Source organism: Gordonia sp. 852002-50395_SCH5434458, assembly GCF_001665905.1.
GTDB classification, from domain to species: Bacteria; Actinomycetota; Actinomycetes; order Mycobacteriales; family Mycobacteriaceae; genus Gordonia; species Gordonia jacobaea.
Genome location: NZ_LZTC01000098.1, coordinates 147,391 through 169,817 on the forward strand (window position 1 = coordinate 147,391; position 22,427 = coordinate 169,817).

The 22,427-nt window shown below is 66.4% G+C and carries 22 protein-coding genes, 1 tRNA gene and 1 pseudogene; 15 read left to right on the forward strand and 9 right to left on the reverse strand.

Features of this window, described 5'->3' with window-relative positions:
* Nucleotides 1–19: 19 nt before the first annotated feature.
* Nucleotides 20–1,102, reverse strand: a complete 1,083-nt coding sequence (locus A5785_RS21575; protein WP_197494482.1) for a UDP-N-acetylmuramate dehydrogenase — start codon at nt 1,100–1,102, stop codon at nt 20–22.
* A gap of 70 nt (nt 1,103–1,172) precedes the next feature.
* Here A5785_RS21575 and A5785_RS21580 point away from each other — a divergent pair, with 70 nt between their 5' ends.
* The 6 genes from A5785_RS21580 (at nt 1,173) to A5785_RS21605 (ending at nt 6,102) form a co-directional block, all read left to right on the forward strand.
* Nucleotides 1,173–1,667 (forward strand): DUF2505 domain-containing protein, encoded by a 495-nt coding sequence (locus A5785_RS21580; protein WP_049697646.1) that lies wholly within the window; start codon nt 1,173–1,175, stop codon nt 1,665–1,667.
* Between the two features lie 87 nt (nt 1,668–1,754).
* Nucleotides 1,755–2,264 carry a DUF2505 domain-containing protein gene (locus tag A5785_RS21585; protein ID WP_005209386.1) on the forward strand — a complete coding sequence of 170 codons (510 nt, stop codon included), beginning with the start codon at nt 1,755–1,757 and terminating at the stop codon, nt 2,262–2,264.
* Between the two features lie 91 nt (nt 2,265–2,355).
* The gene (locus A5785_RS21590; protein ID WP_231894134.1) at nt 2,356–3,057 is read left to right on the forward strand and encodes a class I SAM-dependent methyltransferase; all 702 of its coding nucleotides are present in this window, start codon (nt 2,356–2,358) and stop codon (nt 3,055–3,057) included.
* A 44-nt stretch (nt 3,058–3,101) separates the two neighbouring features.
* On the forward strand, nt 3,102–3,896 hold the full coding sequence (locus A5785_RS21595) for a carbon-nitrogen hydrolase family protein (RefSeq protein ID WP_064869147.1): 795 nt from the start codon (nt 3,102–3,104) through the stop codon (nt 3,894–3,896).
* Nucleotides 3,897–3,972: 76 nt separating this feature from the next.
* Nucleotides 3,973–5,148 (forward strand): LmeA family phospholipid-binding protein, encoded by a 1,176-nt coding sequence (locus A5785_RS21600; protein WP_064868951.1) that lies wholly within the window; start codon nt 3,973–3,975, stop codon nt 5,146–5,148.
* Between the two features lie 150 nt (nt 5,149–5,298).
* Nucleotides 5,299–6,102, forward strand: a complete 804-nt coding sequence (locus A5785_RS21605) for a hypothetical protein (RefSeq protein ID WP_064868948.1) — start codon at nt 5,299–5,301, stop codon at nt 6,100–6,102.
* 61 nt (nt 6,103–6,163) lie between these two features.
* Here A5785_RS21605 and purU read toward each other — a convergent pair whose 3' ends face one another.
* The gene (purU, locus tag A5785_RS21610; RefSeq protein ID WP_064869143.1) at nt 6,164–7,057 is read right to left on the reverse strand and encodes a formyltetrahydrofolate deformylase; all 894 of its coding nucleotides are present in this window, start codon (nt 7,055–7,057) and stop codon (nt 6,164–6,166) included.
* A 27-nt stretch (nt 7,058–7,084) separates the two neighbouring features.
* On the opposite strand from purU, the gene deoC reads away from it, so the two are divergent.
* Complete coding sequence (deoC, locus tag A5785_RS21615; protein WP_064868945.1) at nt 7,085–7,762, forward strand: deoxyribose-phosphate aldolase; 678 nt, start codon at nt 7,085–7,087, stop codon at nt 7,760–7,762.
* A 157-nt stretch (nt 7,763–7,919) separates the two neighbouring features.
* Here deoC and A5785_RS21620 read toward each other — a convergent pair whose 3' ends face one another.
* Together A5785_RS21620 and A5785_RS21625 are read right to left on the reverse strand one after the other, a co-directional pair.
* Entirely contained in the window at nt 7,920–8,897 is a 978-nt protein-coding gene (locus tag A5785_RS21620) for an NAD(P)/FAD-dependent oxidoreductase (protein WP_064868941.1), read from the reverse strand.
* A gap of 16 nt (nt 8,898–8,913) precedes the next feature.
* Nucleotides 8,914–9,765: a class I SAM-dependent methyltransferase gene (locus tag A5785_RS21625; RefSeq protein WP_231895497.1), complete on the reverse strand. Its 852-nt coding sequence runs from the start codon at nt 9,763–9,765 to the stop codon at nt 8,914–8,916.
* A 48-nt stretch (nt 9,766–9,813) separates the two neighbouring features.
* Between A5785_RS21625 and A5785_RS21630 the strand changes: the two genes are divergently transcribed.
* Entirely contained in the window at nt 9,814–10,419 is a 606-nt protein-coding gene (locus A5785_RS21630) for a helix-turn-helix domain-containing protein (RefSeq protein WP_064868934.1), read from the forward strand.
* 78 nt (nt 10,420–10,497) lie between these two features.
* Complete coding sequence (locus A5785_RS21635; protein ID WP_156525553.1) at nt 10,498–11,742, forward strand: L,D-transpeptidase; 1,245 nt, start codon at nt 10,498–10,500, stop codon at nt 11,740–11,742.
* Between the two features lie 21 nt (nt 11,743–11,763).
* On the opposite strand, the gene A5785_RS21640 is transcribed toward A5785_RS21635, so the two are convergent.
* On the reverse strand, nt 11,764–12,564 hold the full coding sequence (locus tag A5785_RS21640) for an SDR family NAD(P)-dependent oxidoreductase (RefSeq protein ID WP_231894123.1): 801 nt from the start codon (nt 12,562–12,564) through the stop codon (nt 11,764–11,766).
* Nucleotides 12,565–12,654: 90 nt separating this feature from the next.
* Between A5785_RS21640 and A5785_RS21645 the strand changes: the two genes are divergently transcribed.
* The 3 genes from A5785_RS21645 to A5785_RS21655 all read left to right on the forward strand — a co-directional run bounded on the left by A5785_RS21645 (nt 12,655) and on the right by A5785_RS21655 (nt 15,822).
* On the forward strand, nt 12,655–13,773 hold the full coding sequence (locus A5785_RS21645) for an ROK family transcriptional regulator (RefSeq protein ID WP_049697654.1): 1,119 nt from the start codon (nt 12,655–12,657) through the stop codon (nt 13,771–13,773).
* Between the two features lie 107 nt (nt 13,774–13,880).
* A complete protein-coding gene (locus A5785_RS21650; protein ID WP_197494476.1) occupies nt 13,881–14,705 on the forward strand; it encodes a transglutaminase-like domain-containing protein in 825 nt (274 codons plus the stop codon).
* 4 nt (nt 14,706–14,709) lie between these two features.
* The gene (locus A5785_RS21655; RefSeq protein WP_049697655.1) at nt 14,710–15,822 is read left to right on the forward strand and encodes a zinc-binding metallopeptidase family protein; all 1,113 of its coding nucleotides are present in this window, start codon (nt 14,710–14,712) and stop codon (nt 15,820–15,822) included.
* 7 nt (nt 15,823–15,829) lie between these two features.
* Here the strand turns inward: A5785_RS21655 and otsB are convergent, their stop codons facing one another.
* From otsB to A5785_RS21670, 4 genes are all read right to left on the reverse strand, one after another.
* Nucleotides 15,830–16,609, reverse strand: coding sequence for a trehalose-phosphatase (gene otsB / locus A5785_RS21660; protein WP_064868931.1), 780 nt, complete (start codon nt 16,607–16,609; stop codon nt 15,830–15,832).
* Entirely contained in the window at nt 16,606–18,129 is a 1,524-nt protein-coding gene (locus A5785_RS21665; RefSeq protein WP_049698023.1) for an alpha,alpha-trehalose-phosphate synthase (UDP-forming), read from the reverse strand. Before A5785_RS21665 ends, otsB begins: the two co-directional genes overlap by 4 nt.
* Nucleotides 18,130–18,252: 123 nt before the next feature.
* Entirely contained in the window at nt 18,253–18,414 is a 162-nt protein-coding gene (locus A5785_RS23575) for a hypothetical protein (RefSeq protein ID WP_005172211.1), read from the reverse strand.
* Between the two features lie 104 nt (nt 18,415–18,518).
* Nucleotides 18,519–19,958 carry a threonine/serine ThrE exporter family protein gene (locus A5785_RS21670; RefSeq protein WP_064868929.1) on the reverse strand — a complete coding sequence of 480 codons (1,440 nt, stop codon included), beginning with the start codon at nt 19,956–19,958 and terminating at the stop codon, nt 18,519–18,521.
* A gap of 4 nt (nt 19,959–19,962) precedes the next feature.
* Here A5785_RS21670 and A5785_RS21675 point away from each other — a divergent pair.
* The 3 genes and pseudogenes from A5785_RS21675 to A5785_RS21685 all read left to right on the forward strand — a co-directional run.
* Nucleotides 19,963–20,037 (forward strand) — tRNA-Thr (locus A5785_RS21675).
* A gap of 138 nt (nt 20,038–20,175) precedes the next feature.
* Nucleotides 20,176–21,762: a carboxylesterase/lipase family protein gene (locus tag A5785_RS21680; RefSeq protein WP_231894122.1), complete on the forward strand. Its 1,587-nt coding sequence runs from the start codon at nt 20,176–20,178 to the stop codon at nt 21,760–21,762.
* 131 nt (nt 21,763–21,893) lie between these two features.
* Nucleotides 21,894–22,310, forward strand: a pseudogene (locus A5785_RS21685) (hypothetical protein); the annotation flags it as partial.
* Between the last annotated feature and the right edge of the window lie 117 nt (nt 22,311–22,427).

The following is a 22,427-nucleotide window of genomic DNA, read 5'->3' on the forward strand; positions in this document are numbered from 1 at the left end:
GTTGATCGAGCCGTCCCGGTCAGAGTGAGCAGTTCACCAGGACCGGCTCGGGGTGCAGCGTGACGCCGAACGCCTCGCGCACGCCATTGCGTACGTCGCGCGCGAGGTCGAGGAGTTCGTCGGCGGTCGCGCCGCCCCGATTGGTCACTGCCAGTGTGTGTTTGGTCGACAGGCGCGCGGGGGAGGCCGGTCCCGGGTAGCCCTTGGCGTAACCCGCGCGTTCGATCAGCCAGCCCGCCGAGAGTTTGACCCCATCGGTGACGGGGAACGAGGGCATCGAGATGTCTGCGCCGACGCGGTCGCGGATGCGCGCAATGACGGCAGGCGCGTCGTCGGATCCGATGATCGGGTTGGTGAAAAACGAACCGGCACTCCAGGTGTCGTGATCGTCGGCGTCGAGCACCATGCCCTTGCTGCGGCGCAGTCCGAGGACCGTGTCGCGAACAAGCGACGCGTCGACTCGTGAATCCCGCGCGACGTCGAGCCGGTCGGCGAGGTCGCGGTAGCGCAGCGGTGCGCTGAGCCGATCGTCGTTGAGCCAGAACGAGACGGCGACGACGACGAAATCGTCGCGGTACTTCAAGTTGCTCGTCCGATAGCCCAGTCCGAGTTCGCCAGGCGACACCCAGCGCAGCGTTCGAGCTCGCCTGTCGAGCACCTGCACGCTTCGCAAGATGTCGGCGACCTCGACCCCGTACGCGCCGACGTTCTGTACCGGTGTGGCGCCCGCAGCGCCCGGGATTCCCGAAAGACATTCCAGCCCACCGAATCCCGCGTCGATCGTTGCTTCGACGAGAGCGTCCCACGCCACCCCGGCGTCGGCGGTCACGTGCGCGCGGCCCGATTCGCGTCCGGTACCGAAATCGACGTGTCCGCTCTCGATCACGACGGCGGTGCCCTCGAATCCGTCGTCGGAGATCAACAGATTCGATCCGCCGCCGATGATGAGGACCCGTTCGGACTCGGCGTCGAGCGCGGTGATCTCCTCGACGACGCTGCGAGTATCCGGGCAGTGCACGATCGCGTGCGCCGGGCCGCCGACCCGCAACGTGGTCAGATCGGCGAGCGGCGCGGACTGCAGGGCGGAGGGGTTGTCGATCACGGTGTAACGGTAACCGAGCGGGCGCTGTCGTGGCCGATGGTGCACGGCGGCTCGGGTAGTCTCCTCAGTCATGGCGAGCACGCTGAATCACACCGTGACCTACACGTTCTCCACCGCGCGGTACTGGGAGATCATCACCAACGAGCAGTACTGGCGTGATCTGCTCCAGATCATCAACTCGAGTCACGGCGTGCTCGAGTCGTTCTCCCTCGACGGCGACACCGTGACCGTCGAGATGAAGCAGGGCATCCCCGAGGACAAACTGCCGTCGATGATCACCAAGGTTCGCCCCGGCGACCTGGAGATCCCACGCCGCAACGTGTTCACCCGCAACGGCGAGACCATCAGCGGGACCATGACCGCGTCGGTCACCGGCGCACCCGCGACGGTCGAGGCCACGGTGTCGGTCACAGGCGATCCCGCGTCGATGCAGTACAGCGGCAGCGCAACCGTCTCGATCCCATTCGTCGGCAGCAAGATCGAGAAGGCCGTCATCGACGAGCTGACCAAGTTGCTCGACGCCGAGCACGACGAGACCGTCACCTGGGAGCAGTCCAACCACTGAGCTCGACGTCGAGTCAGCACGGTGCGGGCAGGTCGGCGCCGGTCCCAGTTTTTGATGGCCGTACCGTGCTCGGTTAGCCTGAAACCCATGGCACGACGGCTTAGTTACTCAGCGCGCTACTCGCACCCCGTGGAGAAGCTCTACGAAGCGCAGAGCACAAAGCAGTACTGGGACGACATGATGGCGGGGTTCCAGATGATCTCGCCGCACTGCGAGGTCGAGGATTTCCGATCCGACGAGACCGGCATGAGTGTTGTCCTCAAGCAGACCATCGGACGTGATCAGCTCCCGGCACTGGCGCAGACAGTGCTGATGAAGGACATGGTCATCACCCGCGAGGAGTCGTTCGGTCCGTTCGACCCCGACAACACCAAGGGCGACTACAACGCGTCGATTCCCGCCGGTCCCGGCAGCCTCAACGGCTGGCAGGAACTGTTTCCCACCGAGACGGGCTGCACGATCCGCAAGACCACCGAGGTCAAGGTGTACATCCCGTTCGTCAACGGCAAGCTCGAGCAGCTGATGCTGGTCAACCTCGTCGACCTGTTCCGCGCCGAGGCCGAGTACGCCGCAGACTGGATCACGAAGAACCTCTAGCGCGTTGCCCCAGCGCGGCTCCGACAAGCCGACCGGCCGAATCACCCGCGGCACGACGAACATCAACCGTCTGCGCCGCGTCGACCGTTGGATGGCGACCGATCCGTCGGTCCTCGCCGCGCTCGACGAGGTGAGCGCACCGCTCGTCGTCGACCTCGGCTACGGAGCGCGACCCGACACCACCGTCGAGATGGCGCAGCGGCTACGAGCCGTGGCGCCCGATCTGGAGATGGTGGGTCTCGAGATCGATCCCGAGCGCGTCGTCGAACCTCGTGACGGCGTGCGTTTCGGTCTCGGCGGTTTCGAACTCGCGGGACTGCGACCGCAGGTCGTCCGAGCGTTCAACGTGCTGAGGCAGTACGACGAAGACGAGGTGTGGCCCGCATGGCGTCGGTTGATGAATCGGCTCGGGCCGAGCGGCGTGATCGTCGAGGGCACCTGCGATGAACTCGGTCGACGCTGCACGTGGGTCTTGCTCGACGCCGACGGCCCCCGCAGCCTCACCCTGAGCTGGGCTCCCGCGCACACGAGCCGACCGTCGGAGGTCGCCGAACGACTACCCAAGGCGCTCATCCACCGCAACGTGCCCGGCGAGCCCGTGCACGATCTGCTCGTCGCCGCCGACCGGTGCTGGGATATCGCCGCTCCGCACGCCGCGTTCGGGCCGCGTGCGCGGTGGCGCGAGACGCTACGGCTCTTGTCCGAGTCGGGTGTTCCGGTCGAGCCGGTCCGTAGACGCAGCGTCGACAACGTGCTGACGGTTCCGTGGTCCGTCGTTGCACCGACGAGCTAGCCGAGACAGTCTCGACGGTCGGGGCCGGCAACTACGCTTGCCACATGCGCATCGCAATGGCACAGATCAACTCCAGCGATGACCCGGGCGCCAATCTCGTCGTCGTAGCCGACGCCGCGGCGCGGGCCGCTGCCGACGGAGCCGACCTCGTCGTGTTCCCGGAGGCGACGATGTGCCGGTTCGGGGTTCCGCTGGGCCCGATCGCCGAACCGCTCGACTGGCCGTGGGCCTCGCGGGTCTCGCAGATCGCCGTCGACCAGCAGATCGCGATCATCGCGGGCATGTTCACCCCCGCCGACGACGGCCGGGTGTTCAACACCCTGCTGATCGCGCATCCCGATGGTCGTCGGGAGTCGTACGACAAGATCCACCTCTACGACGCATTCGGGTTTCTCGAGTCCCGGACCGTGGCCGCCGGCGACAAACCGGTGATCGTCGACGTCGCAGGCACCGCGGTCGGCGTCGCCACCTGCTACGACATCCGATTCCCCGACCTGTTCACAACCCTTGCCGAGCGCGGCGCGCAAGTCATCGCGGTGCCCGCGTCATGGGGTGCGGGGCCGGGGAAGGTCGCGCAGTGGGAAGTGCTCGCGACGGCGAGGGCACTCGATTCTTCGTGCTACGTGGTCGCGGTCGGGCAGGCAGAACCCGAGGATCCGGACCTTGCGCGGGGCAGTACACCAACCGGTGTAGGCCACAGCCAAATCACAGATCCCTTGGGTACGGTGGTCGCCGCGTACGGGTCCGGAAAATGTGTCCGGGCTCACGACATCGACCTAGCGGCGGTGGAGACGGCACGGACGCGCATCGCCGTCCTCGCCAACCGGAAATCCATCTGACCGATCTCGGCCCAAGCCATCACCACCGAGCTTGCGCGCCACAGATCGACGACCACGGACCGGAGGTGCTCTGACCATGACCGACAACGAGAAGGAACCCCAGGCGCGGCCAGGCGACGCCGACCCATCGGCAACCCCCGACAGCGAATGGGCGCCGGTGGCCGACTCGACTTCGTCGTCGACGACCGGTGGGGCCTCATCAACTGATCAACCGTCAGCTCATCACGCGTCATCTGATGACGCGCCAACCGATCACGCTCCCGCCTATCACGCCCCGACCGAGCAGTTCGCCGCGGCACCGACCGAGCCCGGACCGCGGGCGTACTCGGCGACCGACGGTGGTACCCGGTCATTCGAGCAGGGGACGGCGACGACTGTCATCGATCCGGCCGACCCCGCAGGCGAGCCGGTCCTTACGTCACCTGTGCGTCGGCGTCGCACCGCCAAGATCATCGGCATCACTGCGGCTGCGCTCGTCCTGGTGCTCGTGATCGGCGCGGTGGCGTCGGAGCTGATCCTGCGTAAGCGGGTGACCGACTGTCTCGAACAGCAGTTCAGCAGCCTCACCGGGGTGCCGACGAGCGTCTCGCTCAGCAAGAAGCCGATGCTGCTGCAGGCCACGGGAAGTGAGATCCCCTGGGTGCAGGTCGACACCGCGAACGACTCGGGCGCGACCAGGTTGCACATCCGCGCGGACCGGATCGACGCCGATGGCGACAAGACCACCGTCGGCTCGCTCGACGGCAACGGATACGTCCCGTTCTCTCGGGTCGTCGAACTCGGTAAGCAGGAGACCGGCGGGAACGGCACGGGCACGGGCACAGGCGGCACCGGCACGAACGGCACCGGAACCGATCAGAGTGGTGCCGGTGGGATCGTCTCGGGCGCGAACATCGAGTCGATCACCGGCAACGAGGCAGACGGCACCGTCGACGTCAGTACGTCGTTCAACCTGGGATTCATCCCGATCCCGGTGAGCGCGACGATCAAACCCACGACAGAGAACGGTCACATCAAGTTCGAGGTCGTCAAGGCCAACGCCTTCGTCTTCGGCATCCCCTCCGACTACGCCCAGCAGATCGTCGACGGTGTGTCCAAGTCGATGTTCGGCCCGTTCTTCGATCAGGTGAACGTCAAGAACCTCAAGGTGACCAACGACGGCGTCGACTTCGCTGTCGACGGCGACAACCTCACGCTGACCAGTTCCGCCACGGGCGGCAACGAGAACTCGGGCGGCTGCAACGTCATGTGATCTTCCGCGACCGATCCGGGACCAATCCCTGGCCAACCGGGCCAGTCGACGACGTTGTCGCAGGCCGGACTCGCGCGGCATCGGTACCCTCGAAGGGGGATGTCCGATTTTCTGCCACGATGTCCACTCGCCCCCGTGTTGGAGGAGAACATGACCGCGCTGCTCTTGATCATCATTGTCGTCGTCCTCGTTGTTGGGGTGGTGGTGGTGTCGCAGCAGCGTTCTGGCGCGAGCAAAGCCCGCAGCCTCGACGACGCCAAGGCCGATGCCCGACAGGTCATCGAACGTCTCGGCGGCCAGGTGTACATGCTGGTCGGCGACTCACCTGCGTCGAAGCAGGCGCTCGCCGATGCCGGGGAGCGCTACACGGCGGCAGGCTCGCAGATCGATCAGGCCAACTCACCCGCGCAGGCCCGCCTCGCGAAGCAGACCGCGATCGAGGGGCTCTACTACATCCGCGCCGCGCGCACCGCGATGAACATGGACCCCGGTCCGGCGATTCCTGAGCTCGACGGCCAGCGCAGCGCGGGCGCGGTGACCGAAGACCGCACCGTCGAGTTCGACGGACGCCAGGTCGAGGCCTCACCCGCCCCGTCGTCGCGGACCCCGAACTACTACCCGGGCGGCCGCGTCGCCGGACGACCCGTGCCTGCCGGGTGGTACTCCGAACCATGGTGGAAGCCTGCTCTGGTGGCAGGTGCCTGGGGCGTCGGCTCCATGCTGCTCTTCTCGACGCTGTTCTCGGGTATGCACGGAGTGCCCTACGACGCCACCGCATTCGAGAACGGTGCGGGCGACGGCTCCGACATGGCAGGCATCGACGGTGGCGGCGACTCCGGCGATTGGGGCGGCGACTCGGGCGACGGTGGCGGCGACTGGGGCAGCGGCGATTCCGGTGGCGACTTCGGCGGCGGAGATTTCGGTGGCGGCGACTTCGGCGGGTTCGACTTCTGACCGTCGACTGTGCGCTCTATCCCGCCGACTGTGCGCACTATTTAGCCGACTGTGCGCGAATCTAGTTGAACACCACGGTCTTTCGCCCGTGAACGAGGACGCGATCCTCGAGGTGCCAGCGCAGTCCGCGTGACAGAACGAGCGTTTCGATGTCTCGGCCCTGACGCACCATGTCGTTCACGGAGTCGTTGTGGTCGATGCGGCTGACGTCCTGCTCGATGATCGGCCCGGCGTCGAGGTCGGCGGTGACGTAGTGGCACGTCGCGCCGATGAGTTTCACACCGCGCGCGAACGCCTGATGGTAGGGGCGCGCTCCGACGAAGCTCGGCAGGAAGCTGTGGTGGATGTTGATGGCCTTGCCTGCCCACCGATCGCACAGCTGCGGCGGCACGATCTGCATGAAACGCGCCAGGACGACGGCATCGGGGTCGAGGTCGTCGACGATCGACGCCACCTTCGCGAACGCTCCCTGCTTGTCGCCCGCGGGGAACGGCACGTAATGGAACGGCACGCCGAACCGCGTCGTGAGGCCCTCGAGGTCACGATGGTTGCCGACGACGGCCTCGACGCGTGCGGGTAGTTCGCCCCGATCGGCGCGGCCGAGCAGATCGGTGAGGCAGTGCCCCTCCTTGCTGACGAGCAGCACCACCGACTTCTGCACTCCGCTGTCGGTGAGTCGCCACACGGTGTCCGGCCCGAAGTCGGCGATGGCTTCGGCAAAGCGCTCGCGCAATTCGTCGACGCCGGTCGAGACGGAGTCGGCGCGGACGGCTTGGCGGGTGAAGAACCAGCCGGTGTCGGGGTCGGAGTGGTATGCGGCCTCGGTGATCCAGCCGCCGACGTCGGCGAGGAACGTCGAGATCCGCGCGACGATACCGGTCCGGTCCGGACATCCGAGGGTCAGCACATACCTTCGGCTGGAGGAGTCTGGGTTGGAGGTGTCTGCGAGGGTCACGCCACTCAGTGTGCCAAGCTCGCCTATGTGACCAACACCGACCTGAGGCGCGCCGACGTCGCCGCGATCGTCGACCACACACTCCTCAAACCAGAAGCCACCCGCGCCGATGCCGAAGCGACGGTCGCCGAAGCTGCCGACCTCGGCGTCTACGCCGTCTGCCTCTCACCGTCGATGCTGCCGATCGCGACGGGAGCTCAGAAGTCCTGCGTCGTTGCGGGCTTTCCGTCGGGTAAGCACCACTCGCTGGTCAAGGCTGCGGAGGCGCGGCTGGCCGTCGACTCCGGCGCCGACGAGGTCGACATGGTCATCGACGTCGGGGCAGCGCTCGCGGGCAGCTTCGAAGAGGTATTCGTCGACGTGCTGACCGTGCACGAAGCGATCGGTGAGGCGGCGGTGCTCAAGGTGATCGTCGAGTCGGCCGTACTCCTCGACGTGGCGGGCCCCGAGACCCTCGCCGAGGTGTGCCGTCGCGCAGTGGCGGCAGGCGCAGGATTCGTCAAGACGTCGACGGGTTTCCATCCGGCGGGCGGCGCGTCGATCGAAGCGGTGCGCATCATGCGTGACACCGTCGGCCCGACGGTCGGCGTCAAGGCCAGCGGGGGCATCCGCACCGCCGACTTCGCGGCAGAACTCATCGAGGCCGGGGCCAGCAGGCTCGGACTGTCCGGCAGCCGCGCGGTGCTCGACGGCTTCCCCGAGTAGCGTTCTGGAGCCTGCGGCCGGCCTGCGTGAGTAAATGTGTGCCGTATCGAAGGAATTGGGTGCTGCAGCACACACATCCTTCAATACGACACACATCCTCCGGTCAGCCGAGCGCGTGCTGCGCTGAATCGGCGAACGACTCCCACACGATCGACGACTACGCGGCTGCGCTGCCGACTGTCCTACGTGCATCGGTCATGGCGAGGTCGGCGTTGATCATCGCGCCGGCCTGCGTGCCCGCTGCGGCCGCTGCGCCGACCATGGCCATCGGATCTGCGCAGTTCCCCGCGGCCCACACGCCCGCGAGTGGGGTCCGACCGCCCATCTCCGTCGGAATGAACACACCCGTCGGCGTCGCGGTCGGTTCGCCGCCCAACGACTCGTACAGTGCGGTTCTCGCGACGAAACGCGGTGCGACGACCAGCGCGTCGAGTTCCACTTCGCTGCCGTCGGCAAAGACCGCGGCGCGAAGACGTCCCGATGTATCCGTGTCCAGCCGGGCCACCGGCCCTGCGGCGTGCTCGACGCCGAGTGCGTCGAACATCGCGCGGTCGTCGTCGGACAGCTGCGGCATGCCGTGATCGATCACCGTGATGTGCGGACTCAGCTGCCTGAACAACAGTGTCTGATGCAGCGTGGCCGGTCCCGTACCGAGGATTCCGATACGCCTTCCACGAACCTCGTACCCGTGGCAGAAGGGGCAGTGCAACACGTCTGTGCCCCATAGTGATTCGATGCCCGCGATGTCGGGTAGTTCGTCTACCAGTCCGGATGCCAGCAGCAATCGGCGGGCGCACAGCGTCGTTCCATCGGTCAGAGTTGCGTCGAAGGTGGTGTCTCTGTAGGGCTCTGCGCGGTCGAATTCTGTGCGCGTGACCGACTGTACCTCTCCCGAGATGATCTGTGCGCCATAGGATTGCGCTTCTTCGCGACCGATGGCGACGAGCTGCAACGGCGAGATTCCCTCGCGGCCGAGGAGGTTGTGTGCTCCCTCGGCGGGCGCGTTGCGGGGCTTGCCCGCGTCGATGACCGCGACCGAGCGTAAGGACCGGGCCAGCGCGACGGCGGCAGCCAAACCTGCTGCGCCACCGCCGATCACGAGCGCGTCATACGTGACAGCCGATGTCTGTGGCATGACAGTGCCTCCGTTCTCAGAGAGTTGTGTCAGTTGTGCTGTGCGGCTTGGTGATCCACATCCTGCGGCCGCTGCGGACGTTCAGGTCGGTGCGCCGAGCGAGTGACGACGGCGACTCGTCGTCCACGAGTGCATCGATGGCGGCGAGGTCGTCGGCGGTCAGGTCGTCGGCCAGGCCTGCTCGTATCCGCGACAGCCACGACGTGCCGTACCGGAGCACCGTCGGCGTGATCTCGGAGATCTCCACAGACAGGTCGAGGCCCTCGACGACGTCGAGATCCGCCTGTGAAAACGCCTGCGTCCAGTCCGCGAACGGGTCCATCTCCTGTGCACTCATCGCCGCGGCGATGCGCTCTTCGAGCGGGTTGCCGCTCGGCAAAAACATTGGGGGAGAAGTCATCTCGATGATGGCGAGAACCCCACCCGGCTTCAGATGTGCTGCCGCCGTGCGTAAGAAGGAGTCGGGGTCGGCGATGTGATGCAGAGACGACGACGCCCAGATGACGTCGGCGTCGGGGAGCGCTGCCGGCCAGCCGTCGTCGAGGTCGGCGATCGCGGTACGCACGCTCGGGTGGCCCGCCGCGTCGATGTGGGCGGTCATCTCGGGAGAAGCGTCGACGCCGATGATCTCCGCGGTCGGAAATGCGCGTACGAGGGCGCGAACCCCGACGCCCGTGCCTGCGCCTACGTCGACGATCACCGACGGCTCACGCCCTAGCGTCGCGCGGATGTGGCCGGTTGCTGTGTCGAGGTATGCGCCCATGACGGCGGCGTCGAGTTCGAGCATCTCGACCATGTCCTCGCCCTGGTGCTCGTGCTGGTGCTGGTGTCCATGGCCGTGCCCGTGCGGGTGTGAATCGTGTCCCATGGCTCCGAGGTTAGCCAGCTCGTGCGCTTGAGGCATACAATTTTGCGTATGGAGCAAGAACTCGACGACGTCGTCCGGCAGCGCATCCGCGGCCTCCGACTCGCGAAGGGCTGGACGCTCGACTCGCTTGCCTCGCGTTGCGAGATGAGTCCGTCCACGTTGAGCAGGATCGAGACCGGTGGTCGACGCGTCGCCCTCGACCAGATCGTGGCCATCGCGCGCGCACTCGGCACGTCCGTCGACCAACTCGTCGAGCCGGCGTCCGACGAGGACGTGGTGATCCGGCCGCAGCCGCACGACAGCGAAGGCGTGACAGTGTGGCCGCTCTCCGGGTCGGACACGCCGGGCGGGGTGTCGGTCGCCAAGATGAGGATCGTCCCGGGGGCGCCCGTCGACCCCAAGAACCTCGGGGTGCATCCCGGGCGCGAATGGTTCACGGTGCTCTCGGGGACCGTCGAGCTCTGGCTCGGCGACCGCGTGATATTGGTTCCTGCAGGTCAGGCGGCCGAATTCGCAACCATGATCCCGCATGCGATCCGGGCCCGCGACGGTGCGGTCGAGATCTTGTCGATCTTCGACCATGACGGCGAGCGCGCCCACCTCGGTCCTGTGCGTCAGGCGTGGTCGACGAAAAGGGGCCAAGCAGCGAAGTGAGTCGAAGGTTCCTCACAGGTCTTCGACGGCACTAACACATATGCGATCGCTATTGTGTATTCGATGTCCGAGAATGTAATGCCCAGTCGCCGCACGGTGCTCGCCACCGGCGGTTTGGCGACGCTTGCGGCAGTTGTGCTCGCGGCGTGCGGTAAGTCGAACGACACCCAGGCGGCGAGCGGTCCCAAGAAGCCGACGGTCCGCGTCGAGTTCACGCCGTCGCTGACCGATGAGGCTGCGCCGAATCCGACCGCAAAGGTCGAGGTCAAGGCCGTTGACGGGGTGCTCAACCCCGACGTGAAGCTCCTCAACCCCTCGGGCAAGGCCATCGCGGGCACCATGTCCGACGACCGCACGACATTCATGGTCACAGAGCCGCTCGGTTACGGCACCACCTACACGTGGCAGGGCAGTGCGACCGGATTCGACCGGATGAGCGGCCCGGTAGAAGGCAAATTCACCACTCTGGACCCGAAGACGCAGCTCAACGTCGTCGTCAACATCGCAGACGGTCAGGAAGTCGGCATTGCGGCGCCGCTCATCCTGAAGTTCGACGGCACGGTCGACAACAAAGAGGCTGTCGAGAAGGCGCTCACGCTCACCACCGAGCCGCCCACAGAGGGAAGCTGGGCATGGCTCGGCGAGGACAACGGTTCGCGCGTGCATTGGCGGTCCAAGGAGTACATGGCTCCCGGCACCAAGATCCACATGTCGGCCAAGCTCTACGGGCTCGACCACGGCGACGGCGCTTACGGCGCGGCCGACGTCACCAGCGACTACGTGGTCGGGCGTTCGCAGATCGTCAAGGCCGAGGCGTCGAGTCACCAGATCGTCGTCGTGCGCGATGGCGCGACGCTGATGACGCTGCCGTGTAGCTACGGTCAGGGCGACGTCGACCGCAACGTCACGCGCTCGGGCATCCATGTGGTCAGCGAGAAGCACGAAGATTTCTACATGAGCAACCCGGCCGCCGGGTACTTCAACATCCGCGAGCGATGGGCCGTACGTATCTCCAACAACGGCGAGTTCATCCATGCCAACCCGCAAACCGTTGGCGTGCAAGGCGCGTCGAATGTCACCAACGGGTGTATCAACCTGTCGCTCGAGAATGCGCAGCAGTACTTCAACACCGCGATCTACGGCGACCCCGTCGAGGTGACCGGCACGCGGATCGACCTGTCGGAGGCCGACGGCGACATCTTCGACTGGATCTTCGACTGGCCGACCTGGAAGTCGATGTCGGCCATCAAGGGTGAGCCGCGCACGGCGTCGGCCCCCGCCACACCCAAGGGCGCCCCGACGTCCGTGGGCGCCCCCAACTGAGCCGAGACGGACTGATCGGTCCTACCCGGTACGCACGTTGCGGCGCGACGACGCCTGATCGCGTGGCCGGATGACGATCTGGTCGAGGTCGACGTGCGCGGGCCGGGAGGCGACGAATCCGACGACCTCGGCGATGTCGCCCGCGGTCAGCGGGGTCACTCCCGAGTAGACGGCGTCGGCGCGGTCTTTGTCGCCGCCGAAACGTACCAGCGAGAAGTCGGTCTCGACCATCCCCGGGCAGATCTCGGTGAGCCGAATCGGCTTGCCCAACAACTCGAAACGCAGCGTGCGGTGAAGCACGCCCTCTGCGTGCTTCGCCGAGGTGTAGCCGGCGCCGTTGTCGTAGACCTCGAGCGCTGCGGTTGAGGTGATCGTGACGATCAGTCCGTCGCCCGACGCCTCCAGCGCGGGCAGCAGGGCTTTGGTGACGCGCAGCGTCCCGAGGACGTTGGTCTCCCACATCCAGCGCCAGTCGTCGAGGTCTGCTGTCGCGACCGGGTCGAGTCCTTTCGCGCCTCCCGCGTTGTTGACGAGCAGGTCGACGCGGTCGAGACCGTCGACGAATCGGGCGACCGACTCGTCGTCTGTGATGTCGAGTTGCCTTCCGGTGCCGCCGATTTCGGCCGCGAGCTCGGTGATGCGGTCGACGCGACGCGCACCGACGACCACGTGGTAGCCCTGCGCTGCGAGCGTGCGCGCGATGGCCTCGCCGATACCTGAGCTGGCTCCGGTCACCACGGCGACCTTCGCGCCGTCGATGTGCGCTGCGAGGGGCTCGACGTCGGGCGAGGTCGTGGTCGGGTCGTCGGAAGGTGTGGTCATGGGCTTCACTTTATCGAGTCCGAGTCGTCCGACCGACGTCGCTGCGCGGGGTGCTGCTGTCAGTCGTCGGTGCGCTGCTACATTCAGCGCATGTTGCGTGGAGTCGTCCCGGCGACATTGCAGATAGGCTCGACGCCTGCTGCAGCCGTGCTGCACGCAATCCGGGTCAGTGCGCCGATCACCCGTGACCGACTGGCCGACATCACAGGGTTGTCCCCGGCAACCATCAACCGCCAGGTCACAGCCCTGGCGGGTCAGGGTTTGGTCACCGAGCGGCCAGACCTCGTCAGCCCCGGCAGCATCGGGCGCCCCAAGAATCCACTCACCCTCGACCGCGACACGCTGTGCGCTGCCGGCATGCACATCGGAGCGCGGCGCACCCTTTTAACCATCGTGGATCTGGGCGGGCGACCCCTCTACAGCCATGCGGTCCTCACCCCGCACGGCGACGCCGACACCGCCCTCGCCGAACTCTGCGGACAACTTCGCGAACTCGCCGACCGCTTCTCGGGTCGACGCCTGCTCTGGGGTGGGGCGGCCGTCGGCGGTTCGGTCGACGCGGCGTCGGGCACGGTCGATCATCCGATACTCGGGTGGCACCGCGCACGTCTCGGACCGGCGCTGGCAGACGCACTGGGTGTGCCGGTGTCGGTCTGCGAACATGTCGAGGCCATGGCGGCCGCCGAACTGCTGCTCGGGCAGACGATCGTCGACGCCGCGTCCGGCCTGTTCTTCTATGCGCGCGAGACCACCGGCATGGCCATGACGCTCAACGGGCGCGTCCACATCCCCGCACGGGGTGCGGGCAGCATCGCGCATGTGAGGGTCGACGCCCCGGTGCTGTGTCCTGGGCGAGCCGCGACGCTATCCGACGTCATCGGCAGCGAGCCGACGTTGCGGGCGGCGCGGCGATTGGGGATCTCGCCGGACGCATCACCGATCGTCGACGAACGCGCACGCATTCTCGGCGAGGTTGTCGCGACGTTCCGTGATGCGCTCAATCCGGATTCGGTCGTCGTCGCGGGCGACGCCTTCGCCGCGCATCCCCACGGCCTCGCGCCGGTGCAGGCGGCGTTCGACGCCGCGTCGAAGACGGACTGGCCGATGGAACTCACGCCGTCCCTGTTCGGGGTCACGGTGCCCGAGGGCGCGGCAATTGTGGTGGCGCTCAGCGTGATCTACGCAGATCCGGTGGCCTCGCTCTCGTAGCGGTTCATCCCGACCCGACGCCCAAACGGCGTGCGGTGCGCAGGGCCAGAGCGCAGATGTGACGCTCGATTACGCGTGATGGGCAATTCGCCCTTACAGTGAGCGATATGTCGAGCTCCCCCCTGACGCTGCCGCGTGACGTCTCCGCAACCATGTCGATTTCTGTGACCGCACCGACCGAACTCGAGATGCAGATTGCCGTGGCGAAAATGCCCGGCATCGAGCTCGACGAAAAGCTCGTCGTAGCCGTCAACGGCGACGAGATCACCCCGGAGGAGATCATCGATCCGCACGGCGGTCGAATCCATCGGCTGAACGTGGAGTCGGGTGTCGTCGCCGTCAACTACACCGCGTCCGTGACCGCACCGGCCGATCCGGTGGCGGTCGCACCGACGGACCGCTCGATGTACCTGCGCCCCAGCCGATATGCCGAGTGCGACAAGTTCTTCGGTTTTGCCGCCGGACAGTTCGACGCCTCGCTCCCCGCCGGTGAACTCCTCGATCAGGTGACCGCATTCGTCGAAGACCGCCTCGACTACATTCCGGGTGCCAGCGACCCGATCGACGGCGCCGTCGACACGCTGCTCGCGGGTGCGGGTGTGTGCCGCGACTACGCGCACCTCGTCGTCGCGCTGTTGCGCGCGTTGAACATTCCCGCCCGGTTGGTCGCCGTGTACGCGCCCGGGTGCGACCCGATGGACTTCCACGCTGTCGCCGAGGCGCTGATCGAGGGGCAGTGGGTCGTGGTCGATGCGACAAAGCTGTCGCCGCGACAGAGCCTCGTGCGCATCGCCACCGGCCGCGACGCCGCCGACACCGCTTTCCTCGACAACCACAACGGCTCGATCTCGCTGGACAACTACCAGGTCATGGCGACAGTCCGTGGCGAGCTGCCCATTGACAGTGGAAAAGAGCGCATCAGCATACGATGAACCCATGCATGCACTGACATGTCCCATCTGTAATGCGCTGTCGGGCTTTCTCGGACAGCAATGCCCCAACTGCGGCACGACGGTCGGCATCCACCTGCCGAGTCGATCACTGGTCGTCGCCTCTGACGACGGCGTCGACATCGACGGCGCACGCTGGGTGCGCTGCATCAATTGGGACAGCGGCTGCAACTGGATGACCCCTGCCGAGTTCTCCGAGGAGGACGCGGGGATGCGCGGCCGGTGCTTCCCGGATTCGTTGCTGCGCAAGATTCCTGACGCCGACGACCCGATCGGTCGCGAGAAGCTGCCATCTGCGCTGTCGGATCTGCGCATGCTGGTCTATCAGCTCGTCGATCTCGGGCTGCCGGTCGAACCCTTCTGGCGAACCGACGGCGGGCTGGCCTTCGATCTGCTGTCGAGCCAGACGCTCGGCAGGCCGGTGACGATCGGGCACGCCAACGGCGTCGTCACCATCGACCTCTCCGAGACCCTTGACGCGTATCGCGAGCGGCTGCGCGTGGATCTGGGCGAGGCGTACCGGACGATGCTCGGACACTTCCGGCACGAGGTGGGCCACTACTACGAGAGCATTCTCGTCGAGAACGGCGAGGGCGCCGACCTATACCTCGAGAAGTGCCGTGAACTCTTCGGCGACGAACGTGCGAGCTACAGCGACGCCATCGACCGTCACTACAAGTTCGGCGCGCCTGCCGACTGGGCCGAGTCCTACATCTCCGAGTACGCGACGATGCACCCGTGGGAAGACTTCGCGGAATGCTTCGCCCACTATCTGCACATCACCGGAACCATCGACACCGCACGGGAATCGGGCGTTCGGCTCGACAACGACCAGGTGCGTTTCGCGATGGACCGCGACATCATCCCGCTGGAGTCCTACGCCGACCAACCCATCGAACGTCTGCTGTACGACTGGAAGTGGTTGGGCACCATGTTCAACCGTGTCAATCAGGCGATGGGTGCGCGGCCGCTGTACCCGTTCGTCATCCCGCAACCGGTTGTCAGCAAGCTAGGCTTTGTCCACAAGGTGATCCGCGAAACAGACAAGCGCTCCGCGCACGACGACCCGCTGATCGACCCGGTCGCCGCACCGGCGTAAGTCGAGCCTAGAGGGCTTGCTTACGTAACTCGACGACGAGCGCGAGAAGTGTTGCGACGTCGTCGGTGTCGGCGATCCGGTAGCGGGCGCCGGTATCGCCGTCGCCCACCTTGACGCTGATGTCGTGCTCGCCGGTGAGGTGCGCGAACGCCTTCTCGTCTGTCACGTCGTCGCCGATGTAGACCGTTGCGTCCGAACCGAACTGGGTCTCCAATATGTCGAGCGCGTGACCCTTGCTGGTCTCGATGACCGCGAGCTCGATGACCATCTTGCCCTCGGTGACCTGAACCCCCGGCCACGACGCGGGCCCGGACCGCGCCTTCGCGAGGGCGTCGTCGGCGACGTCGGGTTCCGCGTTGCGCACATGCAGCGCGGCGCTGATCGGCTTCACCTCGACCGTCGTGCCCGGATGGGTGTCGGCGATTTCATTGAACGCCTTGACGATTCGATCGAGGAGGGCTCGCTCGTCGTCGGTGACCTGCTCGCCGAACCCGGTGGTGAACTCGGTGCCGTGGCTGCCGACCAGGGTGACCGAGTCGTCGTCGAGACCCGACAGTGCGCGTAGGTCGTGAAGCGATCGGCCAGAGATGACCGCGGCCTCGGTGTCGCGTAGCGCACCCGCGGCGCGGATCGCCGAGATCGACGCGGTGTTGGGCTTGGCGTCTTGCGGACGCGACACGATGGGCGCGATGCAGCCGTCGTAGTCGCTCGACACCAAGAGTCGAGACACGGTGACCGTGTGTGCGACGGCGTCACGCAGGTCGTCGGGAATTCCCGTGTCGCTCACGAATTCTCGTCCCCGCGGTCGGTGTCGTCTGTGCTGCCGCTGGAGACGAGCTGGACTCCGCGATTGGCCGACGACGTGGTCTCCGTTGTCGACGTGAGGGTGTCGAGGAAGCTCTTCGCCCATTTCTCGACGTCGTGGGTGAGTACTTGCCTGCGTAGTGCCCGCATGCGACGCTTGCCTTCGGCCTGTGTCTGCTCGACGGCTGCGACGATCGCGTCCTTCACCCCGTCGAGGTCGTACGGGTTCGCCTGATATGCGGTGCGCAATTCCGCTGCGGCACCGGTGAATTCACTCAGTACCAGCGCACCACCCAGGTCGCTGCGGCATGCGACGTACTCCTTGGCGACGAGGTTCATCCCGTCGCGCAACGGCGTGACGAGCATGACGTCTGCCACCACGTAGTAGGCGAGTAGGTCGTTGCGGGGCACCGACCGATTGAGGTACTCCACCACCGGATGGCCCACTTCGCCGTACTGTCCGTTGATGTTTCCGACGAGCTGCTCGATTCCTGCCCGCATGCGGACGTAGCTCTCGACGCGTTCGCGGCTCGGGGTCGCGAGCTGAATCATGACGGTGTCGTGTGGATCGATACGACCCTCGTCGAGCAGTTCCGACAGCGCGCGCAGCCGGACATCGATGCCCTTGGTGTAGTCGAGTCGGTCGACGCCGAGCAGGATGGTCTTGGGATTGCCGAGTTCCTTGCGGATGTCGCGGGCGCGAGATCGGATGTCCTTGGACTTCGACTGGGTGTCGAGTTCTCCGGAGTCGATCGAGATCGGGAAAGCGCCGACGCGAACGGTCCGGAAACCGACCTGCACCACGCCGAAGCGCGACCGGACGCCGACAGTGCCCTTGCTCGTGGCCTGGCCGGCGAGGCGTCGGGCCAGGTAGAGGAAGTTCTGTGCGCCGCCCGGCAGATGGAACCCGATGAGGTCGGCCCCGAGGAGGCCTTCGATGATCTCGGTGCGCCACGGCAACTGCATGAACAGTTCCACCGGCGGGAACGGGATGTGGAGGAAGAAGCCGATGCGCAGATCGGGGCGCAGCATGCGCAGCATCTTCGGGACGAGCTGAAGCTGATAGTCCTGCACCCACACGATTGCCCCGTGCGCCGCAGCCTTCGACGTCGCCTCCGCGAATCGGCGATTGATCTCGACGTAGGCGTTCCACCACTCGCGGTGGTACTCGGGCTTGACGATCACGTCGTGGTAGAGCGGCCAGAGTGTGGCGTTGGAGAAGCCCTCGTAGTATTCGGCGATCTCCTCGGCCGAGAGCGGGACCGAGCGGATGCTGATGCCGTCGACCTCGGCTTCCTCGGTGTCGGATTCGGCAGCTCCCGACCATCCGACCCATGCGCCCTTGTGCTTGCGCAGGATCGGCTCGAGCGCCGTGACCAGGCCGCCGGGACTGCGCTTCCAGGTGACGTTGCCGTCGGCGTCGACCACCTTGTCTACGGGCAGTCGATTGGCGACGACGACGAACTCAGAACCCGGGTCGTCGGATGAACCGGCCGGACCCAAGCGGGAATCGCCGGGTTCGGGGAGGCGTGCGCCGAAGGTGGCCTCCGTGTTGTGCACGCCCGACGTTGCGGGTGCGTCGGTGTCGGAACGCTCGGATACCTCTTCGGATCCCGGGTTCACGACTCAGGCGTTCTCGCCCGGAGCGATCCCCAACATGGACAGCAGCATCCGGCACTCGTCGGCGTCGGTGGCGTAGGCGGCGACAACGCGGCGTGCGGAGTTGGCGGTCTCGTCGGCCACCGGCTCCAGCTCTTCGTCGGCGATGTCAGTGGTCTTGGGGGGCATCTCGTCCTCTCGGCTTGCTGTTGCGCGAGGTTGTGCTGTGCGCAACACCCGATCTTACCCGCTGGCGATGGGCTGTACTTCAAGACCTCGTCGGGCCCGACACCTCACCAGCGTCGTCGTGCGGCGCGTGCTTCGCGACGGCGGCGCGCCCAGTCGGGTGCGACGGGCAGGCGGGGGCGTCGCAGCGTGCGTGCGACGAACTCGCCGAGCGTGACGCCCGCGGCCAGTGCGCAGCCGACGCCGAGCGCCGCGGCCATCCAGGTGAGTCCGGTGAGCGTCTGGTCGTTGAGCACGCCGTAGAGCGCGCGGTAGACGGCGAGACCGGGAAGCAGGGGAGTGATGCCCGCGATCGCGACGACCAGCGGCGGAACCAGCGCGCGGCGGGCCAGCAGACCGCCGACGAGGCCGACGCAGGTGGCGGCGAGTCCCGCGGCGATGACGTCGCCGACCGGTAGGAACGACGCCGCTGCCGCGACGCCTGCGCCGATGAGACCGCCCAGGAACGCGATGGGCAGCGCACGACGCTCCGCATAACTGGCGAGCGCGAACGCGAAGGCCGCGATTGCGCCTGACACGACGCGGATGGGGACGTCGACAGGTGCGAACTCTGTCGACGACGTGATCGTCGGCAGGTAGATGCCGACCGAACTCATCAGGCGCAATCCGATACCGACTCCCGCGATGATGCCGCCGGTCATGAGCAGCAGTTCGAAGAAGCGCGCGACGCCGGTGATCGGCGCGCCGGTGATGGCGTCCTGCACCGAGCCGACCAGCGAGAGTCCACTCAGCAGCACGACGATCCCCGCGGCGATGACCTGTGACGGGGTGATCGACAGGCTTTGCCACCCGGTCTTCTCGCCGAGTTCGTACACGAGCGCGGCGGGTACGACGGCGATGAAACCGCCTGCGACCTGCTGGAAGAAGATCGGTGTGCCGATCCTGTTGAGTCGGCGGTTGAACGTGACCGTGACGACGGTGGTGAGCCAAGCGAGGACCGCCACGACCACGTCACCGCCGAGGAGCACCGAGATGCCCGACGCCATGAGGCCCCACGCGAAGGTCGAGACCCAGTACGGGTAGGGGTGTTTGGCCGCGATGATCTGGTCGACGATCCGGTGTGCCGTCGACGGTGTGATCGCCGAGTCGCGAATGCGACGGACCAGCCGGTCGACGGCTGCGAGACGCGTGAAGTCGAGCGAGCGGTAGTGCACCGTCTGCATCGTTGTGATCGGGGGAAGGGTCGCACCACGTCGGGCGACGACGACGATCGTGTTGTACGTGACGTCGACGTCGACATCCTCGACGCCGTAGATGCTCGCGACGAACCGGATCTGCGAAGAGGTGTCTATCGCGCCGGTTCCCGAGTCGAGGAGCACGGCACCGATCTTGGTCGCGAGGTCGAGCACCTCGGTGATCGCGCCGACGTCGAACCGGTCGATCGGGCGGCGCGGTGCCACCATGATGCTGCCCGGTTCGATCGTGTCGATCGTCGCCTGCCTCGTCCCGGTGAGGCGGCGGACAGCGCGCCCGATATACTCACGCACGCATGCCTCCTTAGCTCAGTGGTAGAGCACTCGCCTTGTAAGCGAGCGGTCGTCGGTTCAATCCCGACAGGGGGCTCCACCCGTCCCGGTTGTGTCTCGCGACGCCTGATTCCCCACACCGGGCCCCGTATCCGATGTCCCGCGTAAGTGTGGGGTCGGATGATCCTTTGGCACAAACCAGCAGGCCGAACCGCCAATGGCTCCCTATCATTGCGGCGTGAACAGTGCAGCCGACGCAGTGGCCGGCCAGACGGTCTACCGGGGTCAGACGACCGGCAACGTCGATGTCTGGCGTGGCATCCGATACGCAACACCGCCGACGGGCGATCTACGGTGGCGCCGCGCGCGACCGCTCGAGCCGACGTCGGGAACCGTCGACGCGACGACATTCGGGTCTGTGGCGCCCCAGCAAGTGAACCCGGGCGTCCCCTTGTCACCCGACGCGGTCAAGAGCGAGGACTGCCTGTTCCTCAATGTCTGGGCGCCGCAGGGAGCGGCAGGCGATGGTCGTCGACTGCCGGTCATGGTGTGGATTCACGGTGGCGCATACGTTTTCGGCGCGGGCACACAGCCCATCTACGACGGCGCGAATCTCGCGTCGACGCAGAACATCGTGGTGGTGACGCTGAACTACCGTCTCGGTGCTCTCGGCTTTGCCGATCTCGGCGCTCCGGAACCCGGTACGGCTGGTGCTGCCGATCCCACTGCCTCCGCCGGTGGACGATACGAATCCAACGCGGGCCTCAGCGATGTCCTCACCGCGCTGCGCTGGGTGGCCGACACCATCGACGCGTTCGGCGGCGATCCGGACAATGTCACGGTCGCGGGCGAGTCCGCGGGCGGCGGAATGGTGACGACGCTGCTGACGATGCCGCTCGCTCGGGGACTCTTTCACCGCGCCGTCGCGCAGAGCTCGCCGGTGACGTCGGTGTATGACCGCGCACGCGCACGGTTCGTCGTCGAGCGGTTGACCGCCGCCGTCGGAGGAACGTGCGGCGACATCGAGAGCTTTGCTGAGTTGGACACCGACAAGTTGGTCGCCGCCACGATGAAGGCATTCACCGGGGTGCCTGCCGCACATCCGGGCACCATCCCCTTCTCGCCGGTGGTCGACGGCGATCTGGTGCCGCGACATCCGATCGACGTCTACCGAGAAGGCGAGTCGCTGCCGATTCCACTTCTCATCGGCACCAATCGCGACGAGGCCGCGCTCTTCAAGTTCATGAAATCGCCATTGCTGCCCATCAGTGAGCCCGCGATCGTGCAGATGTTCACCGCGATCGCGTCGGAGTATCCGGAGGTCTCGATCCCCACGGCCGAGCGCGTCGCGGCAGCCTATCCGGGCACGAAGGCGAAGTCCATGGGCCTCGACGTCGCGCGCGACATGGCGTTCCGGATGCCGACGGTGTGGGCCGCGGAGGGGCACGCGGGAGTCGCTCCGGTGCATCTCTATCGGTTCGACTGGTCGACAAGGCTGTTGCGGGCCATCGGGATTCGTGCGTCGCACGCCACCGAGGTGCCGTATCTGTTCGGCTACTTTCCGAGCGGCAAGGCCGGCTTCCAGTTCTGGCTCGGCGGCAGACGGATCGGTGAGCGGATCGCCGCGGACATGCAGGCTCGGTGGGGTTCGTTCATCCGCGACGGCGACCCGAACTCCCGTCTCGACTCGGCAGCGCCCTCGTGGCCGACGTTCGCCACCGACCGTCGCGCGACGCTGGTCATCGACGCTCACGACAGCGTCGTCGACGATCTCGACGGACCGCTGCGTGAAGCATGGGGCGACGAGGTTCTCGGGTTTCGCTGAGCAACCGTGTCCCGCAGGCGAAAGATCAACCTGAGCGCAGCAGATTTGCGTTCTCGAATGAGACGGCATTAACCTCGCGTCTCAGACTCTTCTTACTTGCAAGTAAGTAGGGGATGACGTGGAGGGGAACAATGCGCAGATTCTTGGGGACATCTCTGCTCGCAGCAGTGGTTGTCACGCTCGGATTCGTCGGAGTGGTCGCGGCGACGCCGCAGGCGTCGGCGAGTGATCGACTCGACAGAGTTCTGAACCTGCCGCTCGTCAACCGGGACGCGTCGAACGGGCCCGGTGGTGTGAACCCCGCGTTGCCCACCGATCCGACTGTGCTCCGCTCGCTGCTCGACGAGGCGCGCAGTCGCTCGATCGCGCCGTCGTCGTATCGCGCGCTGCTCTTCCAGTACTGGCTCGCCGACACCACGAAGGCCGCGGGGATCGATCTCGCGTCGTGGAACCCGCGGGCAGGTGTGAGCGCCAATCGGCAGAATCTGGTTCGCTCGTACCGGTTCTACGAGAACCTGCAACTGTCGCATCGCGAACTGCAGTGGGCGAAGTCGTAGATGTTGGTCGCGAGTTCGAAGTCGAGGAGTCCGCCACCGAAGTCGGCGCCGACGAGCCCACCCATGCCCTGTCTCTTATACACATCTGACGCTGCCGACGATCGCATA